We start from the raw sequence: 11,048 nt of genomic DNA on the forward strand, positions 1-11,048 counted from the left end.
CTGGCCGACGGCCCCGTCGAGCGGTGAACAGGAGCTCGACGAGACCACACGGCCGCTGGGGGAACCCCGATCCCGACCACGTGCTCCCGGAACGCCGAAGGCGGCGGCCGGCAGCCGGGCAGGCGAACGAGCTGCCGCCCCCGGTCGTCCACGGGGCAGGCCCGCGCGCCGGTGGAGCGCGACGGGGCGGGGTCGGGAGCCCGCGCCCCCGTCCCCGCCCCGCGCTGGCCCGCGGCCGGGCTCAGTCCTGCTTCGGCGCCTCGGCGGCCGGGGCGGCGTCCCCGCCCGCCCTCTTCTCGGCCTTGGCGGCCTTCGCGGCGGCCTTGCCCGCGGCGATGACGCTCGCGCCCGCGCTCACCGGCGCCTTCGCCTCGGCCCCCTCGCCCGCGCCCGGCGCGTCGAACGAGGCGGGCAGCTTCTTCAGCTTCTTGTTCATCGACCTGACCAGCAGGAACACCGACGCCAGCAGCAGCACCAGCATCAGCAGGCCGACCGGGGAGGACTTGCCGAAGTCCTCCTTCTGACCGCCGGGGTCGTTGTCCCTCGGCTGCTGCGCCACCACCATGGCGGTGGTCTGCGACCACTGCACCGGGCTCACACCGTCACCCTCTCCCGAATCCCCGCGAACAGGTCGTCCTCCGGCACGGTGCTGTCGACCAGCGACCGGTGGAGCTCGTACTCCTCGGTCGGCCACAGCTCGCGCTGGAGCTCCAGCGGCACCGCGAACCAGCGGCTCGCCGGGTCGATCTGGGTGGCGTGGGCCAGCAGGGCGGCGTCGCGCTGCGGGAAGTAGTCCGCGCACTCGACCTGCGTGGTGACCCGCTCCATGACGTCGGGCTGGTCCTTGTTCCAGCCGGACAGCCACTCGGTGTAGGGCGACTCCTCGCCCATGGCCAGGATCGCCTCGTGGAAGGCGGTCAGCTTGGCCCGCGAGAAGCCGTGCGAGTAGTACAGCTTGAGCGGCTGCCACGGCTCACCCAGCTCCGGGTGCGCGTCCGGGTCGCCCGCCGCGTCGAACGCGGCGATCGAGACCTCGTGGCAGCGGATGTGGTCGGGGTGCGGGTACCCGCCGTTCTCGTCGTACGTGACGATGACGTGCGGCCGGAACTCGCGGATCACCTCCACCAGCGGGGGCACCGACTCCTCCAGCGGCACGAGGGCGAAGCAGCCCTCGGGCAGCGGGGGCAGCGGGTCGCCCTCCGGGAGGCCGGAGTCGACGAACCCGAGCCAGCGGTGCTGGATGCCCAGGATCTCCGCGGCGCGCGCCATCTCCGCCCTGCGGATCTCGCCCATGTTGGCGAGCACCTCGGGCCGGTCCATCGCGGGGTTCAGGATGCTGCCCGCCTCACCGCCGGTGCAGGTCACCACCATGACCTCGTGACCCTCGGCGACGTACTTGGCCATCGTGGCCGCGCCCTTGCTCGACTCGTCGTCGGGGTGCGCGTGCACCGCCATCAGCCGCAGCTTCTCACCCATGCCGTGCAGTTCCTCCGGAACCCTGCCGTTAAAGGCCCGGTCGGGCCCTGCGACACTTCAACTCGGTTGTCGAGGTGGATTGTTCCCCACCGGCGGGAGGATCACGGAAGTGGCACGGCGCGAGCTCCCCGAAGGCAGGTACGGAACGGCCAGGAAGCCGCTGCCCAAGTGGGCCCGCTGGTCACTCCTGGTAGCCGGGGTCCTGGCGGGCGCCGCGGTCGGCTGGGCCGGGTACGCGAACTTCGGCTCGTCCCCGATCGCCTCCGACAAGCTCCGGTACAACGCGCTGGGCGACGACCTGATGGAGGTCGTCTTCACCGTCGACCGCGACCAGCCCGAGCGCCCGGTCGTGTGCGTGCTGCGCGCGCTCTCGCTGGACGGCGAGGAGGCGGGCAGGCGCGAGGTGCTCGTCCCCGCGAGCGACGGGGGCACCGTGGAGACCGGTGTCGTGCGCACGTCCAAGCCCCCGGTGACCGGAGAGGTCTTCGGTTGCTCCTACGAGGTGCCCGCCTATTTGAACCGGGAGTAGCGGCGGTGGGCCGCCCGGAGCGGCCAAGCGGGTGATCTGCGAGTTTGGGGCCGCGGCCGGGAACTGAAACCGGCCGGCGGCCGTTGCCGTCGTGTTACCCTAGCCCTTCAGCACGGCCCCGGCGCGGGCCGTGTTTTTCCGTTCCGGGCGTTCGCGTCCGGGAACTGCCGGCCCACGCAGGCAGGCCTGGAGCAAGACGAGGAGTTGGTGACCGTGAGCGACACCGAGGTGACCTGGCTGACCCAGGAGGCCTACGACCGGCTCAAGGCCGAACTGGACGAGATGATCGAGAACCGTCCGGTCATCGCCGCGGAGATCAACGCCCGCCGTGAGGAGGGCGACCTCCGCGAGAACGGCGGTTACCACGCGGCGCGCGAGGAGCAGGGCAAGCAGGAGGCCCGCATCCGCCAGCTCCAGGAGCTGCTCCGCGTCGCCAAGGTCGGCGAGGCGCCGACCGTCACCGGGATCGCCGCGCCGGGCATGGTGCTCACGGTGCGCTACGAGGGCGACGACGAGACCGAGGAGTTCCTGCTCGCCACCCGCGAGGAGGGCGCGCACGGCGGCACGGAGGTCTACTCCCCCTCGTCCCCGCTGGGCAAGGCCCTGCTGGGCGCGAAGGACGGCGAGACCCGCGAGTACGAACTGCCCAACGGCAGCACCATGAAGGTGACGCTGATCAAGGCGGTCCCGTACGCGAGCTGAACGGCGCTGGATGCCACGGGCGGCCACCGGACAGGATGGCCGCCCTTCGAGCATCCGAGCAGGGAGGGCGGGACGGGCGCCGCGGCGCCGACCCGCCCTTTTCGCGTGTCGGGGCAGGTCAGCGGCCTGATCGGCGACCCGCTCGGCGGCCGGGCGCTCGGCGGCCGGGCGGTCGGCGGCCGGGCGGTCAGCGGGCGGGGCGTCCCCGGCGGACCCGCTCCAGCAGCGGGCGCACCCTCGGCGGCACCGGGGTCGACAGCGCGATGGACGTCGACACCCTGCGCACCCCCCGCACCGCCACGATCTCGTCGATGACCCGCTGCAGGTCGTCGTTCGACCTGGCCACCAGGCGCGCGAACAGGTCGCCCTGCCCGGTGGTGGCGTGCACCTCGCACACCTCGTCGATCGCCGACAGCCCCCGCACGACCCCCTGGCGCCCGCCCTGCGCGATCTCCAGCACCGCGAACGCGGTCAGCCCGTAGCCCATCGCGGCCAGGTCCAGCGCGGGCGGGAAGCCGGTCAGCACGGCGCGCGCCACCAGCCGGTCCAGCCTGGCCTGCACGGTGCCGCGCGCGACGCCGAGCCTGCGCGAGCACTCCAGCACGCCCAGCCTGGGCTCGTCGGTGAGCAGCAGCAGCAACCGCGCGTCGAGCGCGTCCACCACGTCCACCTCGTGGTCAGAGTGCTCAGCCTGCCGGTCGTCGGGCACAGCCCACTGTACATTCTGCTCAGCGGAAACCCGGACTGTTGCCCACCTTGCGCACGCAGGCTCACGCTGTGGCCCATGACGCATCAGCTTGACGACGTGAGCTACGACCAGCTCCGCCAACTGGTGGGCCTGGTCGACTACGACGGGACGCGGGACCCGTTCCCCGTGCGGTCGATGGACGCCGTGGTCTTCGTGGTCGGCAACGCCACCCAGGCCGCGCTGTTCTACCAGTCCGCGTTCGGGATGGACCTGGTCGCCTACGCGGGCCCGGAGACCGGTCAGCACGACCACAAGTCGTACGTGCTGAAGTCCGGGTCGGCCCGGTTCGTGGTGCACGGCGGGGTCCGGCCGGGCAGCCCGCTGCTGGAGCACCACCGGGCGCACGGCGACGGCGTCGTGGACCTCGCGCTGGAGGTCGCCGACGTGGACAAGTGCGTGGCGCACGCCCGCGCGCAGGGCGCGACCGTGCTGGAGGAGCCGCACGACGTGTCCGACGAGCACGGCACCGTGCGGAGGGCGGCCATCGCGGCCTACGGCGAGACCCGCCACAGCCTGGTGGACCGCTCCCGCTACACCGGCCCGTACCTGCCGGGCTACGAGGCGCGGCAGACCCAGGTCCGCAGGCCGGAGGGCGCGCCGAAGCGGCTGTTCCAGGCGGTCGACCACTGCGTCGGCAACGTCGAGCTGGGCCGCATGGACGAGTGGGTCTCCTGGTACAACCGCGTCATGGGCTTCGTGAACATGGCGGAGTTCGTCGGCGACGACATCGCCACCGAGTACTCGGCGCTGATGAGCAAGGTGGTGTCGAACGGCAACCACCGGGTCAAGTTCCCGCTCAACGAGCCCGCGCTGGGCAAGAAGAAGTCGCAGATCGACGAGTACCTGGAGTTCTACGGCGGGGCGGGCGTGCAGCACATCGCGCTGGCCACCAACGACATCATCGGCACGATCACCGCGATGCGCGCGGCGGGCGTGGAGTTCCTGGACGCCCCCGACTCCTACTACGAGGACCCGGAGCTGCGGGCCCGCATCGGGCAGGTGCGGCTGCCGATCGAGGTGCTCCAGGAGCACAAGGTGCTCGTGGACCGGGACGAGGACGGCTACCTGCTGCAGATCTTCACCAAGCCGGTGGGCGACCGGCCGACGGTGTTCTACGAGCTGATCGAGCGGCACGGCTCGCTCGGCTTCGGCAAGGGCAACTTCAAGGCCCTGTTCGAGGCGATCGAGCGCGAGCAGGAGCGCAGGGGCAACCTCTGACCGGGTGATCACCGAGGGTGTGGCACACCCCCTACCTGCCGTTACCGCCCGTCGACCTGCGGAGGACGCGGGCGCTGCGGTGTGTGGTCCGGGTAGGCTCGCGGTGGGTTCGAGCACTCACCGGGGAGGTGGCATGGCGCTCTCGACGCGGTTCGTGTCGTTCGCCGGAGCGGTGGCCACAGCCGTGGCGCTCACCGGGACTGCCTTCTTCACCGTCGCGCACGCTGGTTGCGGCGAGGTCGGCAGGTTCGTCGAGCAAGGCGATGTGGTCGTGTACGTGGGTGGCTGCGTGGACGGCGCCGACCTGGAACCCGCTCCGGTCCAGGCGGACAACGCCAAGTACCCCTTCCAGCCCTGACCTGGTCCCAGCCCTGACCCGACACCTCGGAGGTGGCAGAAGCCGTGTGCCGCAACATCCGCGTGCTCCACAACTTCGAACCGCCCGCCACCGAGGACGAGGTCGAGGCGGCGGCGCTCCAGTACGTCCGCAAGGTCAGCGGCAGCACCCGGCCGTCGGCGGCGAACGCCGAGGCGTTCGCGGCGGCCGTCGCGGCCGTGGCCGAGGCGACCAGGGCGCTGCTGGGCGAGCTGGTCACCACCGCGGCGCCCAGGGACCGGGAGGTCGAGGCGGCGAAGGCCAGGGCCAAGGCCGCCGAGCGGTACGCGAAGAGCTGAGCAGCGGGAGCTGACGGGCGGGGGCGCCGGACCTGGGTCCGGCGCCCCCGTTCGTCGTCGGGGCCCGCTCGTCGGGGCCCGCTCGGGGTCCGCCAGTCAGGCCCGTCCGTCAGGCCAGGGCCTGCGACAGGTCGGCGATCAGGTCGTCCGCGTCCTCCAGGCCGACCGAGATCCGCACGAGCGAGGCCGGGACCTCCAGCTCGGTGCCCGCCACGCGGGCGTGCCTCATGCGGCCGGGGGGCTCGATCAGCGACTCGACGCCGCCCAGCGACTCGGCCAGCGTGAACACCTCCGTGCGCGCGCACACGGCGAGCGCGGCCTGCTCGCCGCCCTTGACCCGGAACGACACCTTGCCGCCGAACCGGCGCATCTGCTTGGCCGCCGTCTCGTGGCCGGGGTGCTCGGGCAGGCCGGGGTAGAGCACGCGCTCGACCTTCGGGTGCGCGGACAGGGCCTGCGCGACCGCCTCGGCGTTGTCCGAGTGCTTCTCCATGCGGACCTGGAGGGTCTTGAGGCTGCGCAGGGTCAGCCACGCGTCGAACGGGCTGGGCACCGCGCCGGAGCCGTTCTGCAGGAACGCGAACTTGGTGTCGAGCTCCTCGTCGGAGGTGACCAGCGCGCCGCCGATGAGGTCGGAGTGGCCGCCCAGGTACTTGGTCGTGGAGTGCATGACCACGTCCGCGCCGAGGTCGAGCGGGTTCTGCAGGTAGGGCGAGGCGAACGTGTTGTCCACGACCAGCGTCACGCCCGCGTCGCGGGTGGCGTCGGCCAGCAGGGCGATGTCGGCGATGTTGAGCAGCGGGTTGGTCGGCGTCTCGACCCACACCAGCTTGGTGCTGGGGCGGATCGCGGCGCGCACGGCGTCCACGTCGGAGATCGCGACGGGGGTGTGCTCGACGCCCCACTGGGACAGCACCTTGTCGATGAGGCGGAACGTGCCGCCGTCGGTGTCGTTCGGGATGACCAGGTGGTCACCGGGGCGCAGCAGCGACCGCAGCGCGGTGTCGGTGGCGGCCATGCCGCTGGCGAACGCCCGCCCGAACCGGCCGCCCTCCAGCGCGGCGAGGCACTGCTCCAGCGCGGTGCGGGTGGGGTTGCCGGTGCGCGAGTACTCGAAGCCCCTGCGCAGCCCGCCGACGCCGTCCTGGGCGTAGGTGGAGGTGGCGTAGAGCGGCGGGATGACCGCGCCGGTGGTGGGGTCCGGCTCCTGTCCGGTGTGGATCGCCCGCGTTGCGAAGCCGAGTGGGCCGCTGTCAGTCATGGGGTCAATCTACGGCCCCGGCGCGGAGCGGACCGCCCGTCTCGCGGCGTGGGCGGGACGGGGGAACCAGGATGACCGTAGCGGGGGAACCGGGGTGGCGGGGACGGGCGAGCCGGGGGCCGGAAAGCCGAGCGCCCGACCCACCGGTGCGGTGGGGCGGGCGCTCGGGGTGCTTCTCGCCGTCGCGGGAGCGGGTCAGCTCACCACTGCGGCGGCTGCTGGCCGTAGCCGGGCTGGGGCGGCTGGCCGTACGGCTGCTGCGGGGCCTGGCCGTAGCCGGGCTGCTGGCCGTAGGGCTGCTGCGGCTGGCCGTAGCCCGCCTGCGGGACCTGGCCGTAACCGGGCTGCTGCCCGTAGCCCTGCGGCGGCTGCTGGCCGTAGCCGGGCTGCTGGCCGTACGCGGGGGCGCCGGGCTGCTGCCCGTAGCCGCCGGGGGCGTCGGGCACGTTGACGACGATCGTCTTGACGATCTTGTCGGCCCAGGTCTGCTTCTTGCTCTCCCACAGCGGGGCGAAGTAGCCGATGCCGCAGGCGGCGCTGTCGACGAAGTGGCACAGGCCGCGCACGAACGCGCCGCCGAAGCCGATGACCTGGCCGGTCTCCTCGCTGATCAGCTTGATCTTGGCGATCTTCTTGCCGAACGACTGCCCGGTGGCGCCCATCAGGTAGAGGTTGTAGAACCCCCAGCCGATGGCGGCGAGGTAGAGGACCCCGGCGATGCTCATCATGAGGCCGAGGTCGCTCGGGCCGACGCTGCCCATGAGGACCGCGGCGATGATCGCGGCCACGAGCACGACGCCCTGGTCGATCAGGCCTGCGATGACGCGGCTGCCCCACTCGGCGTACCCGCCGGCGGGCGGGGCGGGCTGGCCGTAGCCGCCGTGCCCGTAGGCCTGGGGGATGCCCGTCGCGGGCTGCTGGCCGTAGCCGGGCTGGCCGTACGGGGACGGGGGCTGGCCGTACGGGTTCGGCGCGGCGGGCTGGCCGTACGGGTTCGACGGCGGGTACCCCGGCTGCTGCGCCGGGAAGCCGCCCGAGGCGGACGGCGTGCCGTACTGCGGGGCCTGGGCGCCGGACCCGCCGGGCACGACCTGGGTCGCGTCGGAGCCGGGCTGCGCGCCCTGGGTCATGCCGGGGGTGACCACCTGCGTGGCGTCGGGGTTCGCGCCCGCTCCCTGCGGCACGACCTGGGTCGCGTCGGGGTTCGCGGCGGGCTGGCCCGCGCCCGGCGGCACGACCTGGGTCGCGTCGGGGTTGGGAGCCGCGGGGGGCTGGGGCTGACCGCCGAACTGCTGGTCCCCTGGCGGCTGCGGAGCGTTCATCGGAGTGTCCAACCCCCTAGGCGTGTGCCCGTTGGTCGTAGTGGTTCGCGGATGTGCCTGCCCAACGCTAGCGGATGGCGTGCGCCCGATCGTGGGCAACCGCAGAACCGAGCCGGGTCCCGCCCCAGATCAGAGACCTGGGACGGGACCCGTCGGTGGTGGTGGGAACGGTTCCGGGAACCGCTCGGGGACCGGTCAGCGACCGGCGAGGAAACCCAGGATGTCCTGCCGGGTCACCACTCCGGCGGGCTTGCCGTCGTCCAGCACGAGCGCGCCGTCCGCCGAGGACAGCGCGGTCATCGCGGCGCCCACCGGCTCGCCCGCGCCGATCGTGGGCAGCTTGACCGACATGTGGGACTCCAGCCGGTCGGCCAGGTGCGCCTTGCCGGTGAACAGCGCGTCGAGCAGGTCGCGCTCGTTGACCGCGCCCGCCACCTCGGCGGCCATGACCGGCGGCTCGGCGTTGACGACGGGCATCTGCGAGACGCCGTACTCGCGCATGATCGCGACGGCCTCGGCGACCGTCTCGTTCGGGTGGGCGTGCACCAGGTCCGGCATGGTGCCGTCCTTGCGGCGCAGCACGTCGCCGACGGTCGCGCCGGTGGAGTCGGGGGCCAGGAAGCCGTACTGGGCCATCCACTGGTCGTTGAACACGCTCGACAGGTAGCCGCGCCCGCCGTCGGGCAGCAGCACGACCACGACGTCGTCCGGCCCGCACTTCTCGGCCACCCGCAGCGCGGCGGCGACCGCCATGCCGCAGGAGCCGCCGACCAGCAGGCCCTCCTCGCGGGCCAGGCGCCGGGTCAGCTCGAACGAGTCGGCGTCGGAGACGGCGACGATCTCGTCGCACACGGTGCGGTCGTAGGCGTCCGGCCAGAAGTCCTCGCCGACGCCCTCGACCAGGTAGGGCCGCCCGGAGCCGCCGGAGTAGACCGAGCCCTCCGGGTCCGCGCCGATCACCTTCACCCGGCCCTCGGAGGCCTCCTTGAGGTAGCGGCCGGTGCCGGAGATCGTGCCGCCGGTGCCGACGCCCGCCACGAAGTGGGTGATCCGGCCCTCGGTCTGCCGCCACAGCTCCGGGCCGGTGCCGTGGTAGTGGCTGGCCGGGTTCTCCGGGTTGGCGTACTGGTTGGGCTTCCACGCGCCGGGGATCTCGGCGACGAGGCGGTCCGACACGTTGTAGTACGAGTCGGGGTGCTCGGGCGCGACGGCGGTCGGGCACACCACGACCTCGGCGCCGTAGGCCTTGAGCACGTTGCGCTTGTCGACGCTGACCTTGTCCGGGCAGACGAAGACGCACTTGTAGCCCTTCTGCTGCGCCACCAGCGCCAGGCCCACCCCGGTGTTGCCCGAGGTCGGCTCGACGATGGTGCCGCCGGGCTTCAGGGCGCCGGACCGCTCGGCCGCCTCCACCATGCGCAGGGCGATGCGGTCCTTCACGCTGCCGCCGGGGTTCAGGTACTCGACCTTGGCCAGCACGAGCGGCTTGAGCCCTTCAGCGACCGCGTTGAGCCGCACCAGCGGCGTGTTCCCCACCAGGTCGACGACGCTCTCGACGTACTCCACCGGTCCAGGTCCCTTCCACGGCGTTCCACGACGCGGACGAGCGTATCCGGCGGGAGGGCCCGTCCGCCGCCGCCGAGCACGGGGTGGGACGGGGACCAGGTCACCTGTCCGGGCGACGAAGTGCTGAACGAGCGTTAACTTGAGGGGCGTGGGCGCGCGTCGAGGCGCGCCGAACGGCGACATCGTGAAGGGGTTCCCACCATGCCTGAAGCCGTCATCGTCTCAGCGGCCCGCTCCCCGATCGGCCGGGCGGGCAAGGGGTCGTTGAAGGACGTCCGGCCCGACGACCTGGCCGTGCAGGTGGTGCGGGCGGCGCTGGAGAAGGTGCCCGAGCTGGACCCGGCGCGGATCGACGACCTGATGCTCGGCTGCGGGCTCCCCGGCGGCGAGCAGGGGTTCAACCTGGCGCGGGTGGTGTCCGTGCTGCTCGGGCACGACGGGCTGCCCGGCACGACGGTGACCCGGTACTGCGCGTCCAGCCTCCAGACGACCCGGATGGCGCTGCACGCGATCAAGGCGGGCGAGGGCGACGTGTTCGTCAGCGCCGGGGTCGAGGTGGTCTCCAGCTTCGCCAGGGGCAGCTCGGACAGCTGGCCGGACACCCGGAACCCGCTGTTCGCGGCGGCCGCCGAGCGCGGCCGGGTGGCGGCCGAGCAGGGCGCGGACGGCTGGCAGGACCCGCGCGAGCTGGGCGAGCTGCCGGACGTGTACATCGCCATGGGGCAGACGGCGGAGAACCTGGCGCTGGCCGAGGGCGTCTCGCGGGCGGAGATGGACGAGTTCGGGGTCCGGTCGCAGAACCTCGCCGAGCAGGCGATCGCGAGCGGGTTCTGGGCTCGGGAGATCACCCCGGTGACCACGCCGGACGGGACGGTCGTCTCGGCGGACGACGGGCCCCGCGCCGGGGTGACGCTGGAGGGCGTGTCCGGGTTGAAGCCGGTGTTCCGGCCGGACGGGCGGGTCACCGCCGGGAACTGCTGCCCGCTCAACGACGGGGCGGCGGCGCTGGTGGTGATGAGCGACGTGAAGGCCAAGGAGCTGGGGATCACGCCGCTCGCGCGGATCGTGTCCACCGGGGTGTCCGGGCTGTCGCCGGAGATCATGGGGCTGGGGCCGGTGGAGGCCTCGCGGCGGGCGCTGGCGCTGGCCGGGCTGTCGGTGTCGGACATCGACCTGGTGGAGATCAACGAGGCGTTCGCGGCGCAGGTCATCCCGTCCTACCGGCAGCTGGGGGTCGACCTGGACCGGCTGAACGTGAACGGCGGGGCGATCGCGGTCGGCCACCCGTTCGGGATGACCGGGGCCCGGATCACCACGACGCTGATCAACTCGCTGCGGACGCACGACAAGCAGTTCGGGCTGGAGACGATGTGCGTGGGCGGCGGGCAGGGCATGGCGATGGTGCTGGAGCGGCTGAGCTGAGCTGAGGGCCGCCCTCGGGCGGTGTCAGCGCGCTCCCGCCGTTGAACCATCCGGTGGAAATTCGCGGACGCCGCCCGGCGGGGCCTGTCCTGCCGGGTGATCAGCCGGCAGCATCCCCCTCCGGGCGGT

The 11,048-nt window shown here is 72.8% G+C and carries 12 protein-coding genes; 6 read left to right on the forward strand and 6 right to left on the reverse strand.

The window, feature by feature from the left end; genetic code table 11:
• Nucleotides 1-241 precede the first annotated feature (241 nt).
• Both ACTUAL_RS20950 and mca read right to left on the reverse strand, forming a co-directional pair.
• Complete coding sequence (locus ACTUAL_RS20950) at nucleotides 242-565, reverse strand: hypothetical protein (RefSeq protein WP_096497589.1); 324 nt, start codon at nucleotides 563-565, stop codon at nucleotides 242-244.
• A 29-nt stretch (nucleotides 566-594) separates the two neighbouring features.
• On the reverse strand, nucleotides 595-1,476 hold the full coding sequence (gene mca, locus ACTUAL_RS20955; protein WP_096491482.1) for a mycothiol conjugate amidase Mca: 882 nt from the start codon (nucleotides 1,474-1,476) through the stop codon (nucleotides 595-597).
• A 109-nt stretch (nucleotides 1,477-1,585) separates the two neighbouring features.
• Between mca and ACTUAL_RS20960 the strand changes: the two genes are divergently transcribed.
• Both ACTUAL_RS20960 and greA read left to right on the forward strand, forming a co-directional pair.
• Nucleotides 1,586-2,005, forward strand: a complete 420-nt coding sequence (locus ACTUAL_RS20960) for a DUF4307 domain-containing protein (RefSeq protein WP_096491481.1) — start codon at nucleotides 1,586-1,588, stop codon at nucleotides 2,003-2,005.
• A 207-nt stretch (nucleotides 2,006-2,212) separates the two neighbouring features.
• Nucleotides 2,213-2,707, forward strand: a complete 495-nt coding sequence (gene greA, locus ACTUAL_RS20965; RefSeq protein WP_096491480.1) for a transcription elongation factor GreA — start codon at nucleotides 2,213-2,215, stop codon at nucleotides 2,705-2,707.
• A gap of 187 nt (nucleotides 2,708-2,894) precedes the next feature.
• Here the strand turns inward: greA and ACTUAL_RS20970 are convergent, their stop codons facing one another.
• Nucleotides 2,895-3,416 (reverse strand): Lrp/AsnC family transcriptional regulator, encoded by a 522-nt coding sequence (locus ACTUAL_RS20970; protein WP_440901440.1) that lies wholly within the window; start codon nucleotides 3,414-3,416, stop codon nucleotides 2,895-2,897.
• 75 nt (nucleotides 3,417-3,491) lie between these two features.
• Between ACTUAL_RS20970 and hppD the strand changes: the two genes are divergently transcribed.
• The 3 genes from hppD to ACTUAL_RS20985 all read left to right on the forward strand — a co-directional run bounded on the left by hppD (nucleotide 3,492) and on the right by ACTUAL_RS20985 (nucleotide 5,348).
• Complete coding sequence (gene hppD / locus ACTUAL_RS20975; protein ID WP_096491479.1) at nucleotides 3,492-4,673, forward strand: 4-hydroxyphenylpyruvate dioxygenase; 1,182 nt, start codon at nucleotides 3,492-3,494, stop codon at nucleotides 4,671-4,673.
• A 133-nt stretch (nucleotides 4,674-4,806) separates the two neighbouring features.
• Nucleotides 4,807-5,031: a hypothetical protein gene (locus tag ACTUAL_RS20980; RefSeq protein ID WP_096491478.1), complete on the forward strand. Its 225-nt coding sequence runs from the start codon at nucleotides 4,807-4,809 to the stop codon at nucleotides 5,029-5,031.
• A gap of 44 nt (nucleotides 5,032-5,075) precedes the next feature.
• Nucleotides 5,076-5,348, forward strand: a complete 273-nt coding sequence (locus tag ACTUAL_RS20985; RefSeq protein WP_096491477.1) for a DUF2277 domain-containing protein — start codon at nucleotides 5,076-5,078, stop codon at nucleotides 5,346-5,348.
• Nucleotides 5,349-5,457: 109 nt separating this feature from the next.
• Here ACTUAL_RS20985 and ACTUAL_RS20990 read toward each other — a convergent pair whose 3' ends face one another.
• From ACTUAL_RS20990 to ACTUAL_RS21000, 3 genes are all read right to left on the reverse strand, one after another.
• Nucleotides 5,458-6,609, reverse strand: coding sequence for a cystathionine gamma-synthase (locus tag ACTUAL_RS20990; RefSeq protein ID WP_440901441.1), 1,152 nt, complete (start codon nucleotides 6,607-6,609; stop codon nucleotides 5,458-5,460).
• 200 nt (nucleotides 6,610-6,809) lie between these two features.
• Complete coding sequence (locus ACTUAL_RS20995; RefSeq protein WP_096491475.1) at nucleotides 6,810-7,931, reverse strand: RDD family protein; 1,122 nt, start codon at nucleotides 7,929-7,931, stop codon at nucleotides 6,810-6,812.
• Between the two features lie 195 nt (nucleotides 7,932-8,126).
• Nucleotides 8,127-9,497: a cystathionine beta-synthase gene (locus ACTUAL_RS21000; protein ID WP_096491474.1), complete on the reverse strand. Its 1,371-nt coding sequence runs from the start codon at nucleotides 9,495-9,497 to the stop codon at nucleotides 8,127-8,129.
• A 201-nt stretch (nucleotides 9,498-9,698) separates the two neighbouring features.
• Here ACTUAL_RS21000 and ACTUAL_RS21005 point away from each other — a divergent pair, with 201 nt between their 5' ends.
• Nucleotides 9,699-10,919 (forward strand): acetyl-CoA C-acetyltransferase, encoded by a 1,221-nt coding sequence (locus ACTUAL_RS21005; protein WP_440901442.1) that lies wholly within the window; start codon nucleotides 9,699-9,701, stop codon nucleotides 10,917-10,919.
• The last annotated feature ends 129 nt before the right edge of the window (nucleotides 10,920-11,048 follow it).

Source organism: Actinosynnema sp., from assembly GCF_052038725.1.

Excerpts from the sequence above, each read along its gene's own strand:
- ACTUAL_RS20980 (WP_096491478.1), top strand. The coding sequence starts at position 4,807 with ATGGCGCTCTCGACGCGGTTCGTGTCGTTCGCCGGAGCGGTGGCCACA.
- hppD (WP_096491479.1), top strand. The coding sequence starts at position 3,492 with ATGACGCATCAGCTTGACGACGTGAGCTACGACCAGCTCCGCCAACTG.
- ACTUAL_RS21005 (WP_440901442.1), top strand. The coding sequence starts at position 9,699 with ATGCCTGAAGCCGTCATCGTCTCAGCGGCCCGCTCCCCGATCGGCCGG.
- ACTUAL_RS20990 (WP_440901441.1), bottom strand. The coding sequence starts at position 6,609 with ATGACTGACAGCGGCCCACTCGGCTTCGCAACGCGGGCGATCCACACC.
- ACTUAL_RS20995 (WP_096491475.1), bottom strand. The coding sequence starts at position 7,931 with ATGAACGCTCCGCAGCCGCCAGGGGACCAGCAGTTCGGCGGTCAGCCC.
- mca (WP_096491482.1), bottom strand. The coding sequence starts at position 1,476 with ATGGGTGAGAAGCTGCGGCTGATGGCGGTGCACGCGCACCCCGACGAC.
- ACTUAL_RS20950 (WP_096497589.1), bottom strand. The coding sequence starts at position 565 with ATGGTGGTGGCGCAGCAGCCGAGGGACAACGACCCCGGCGGTCAGAAG.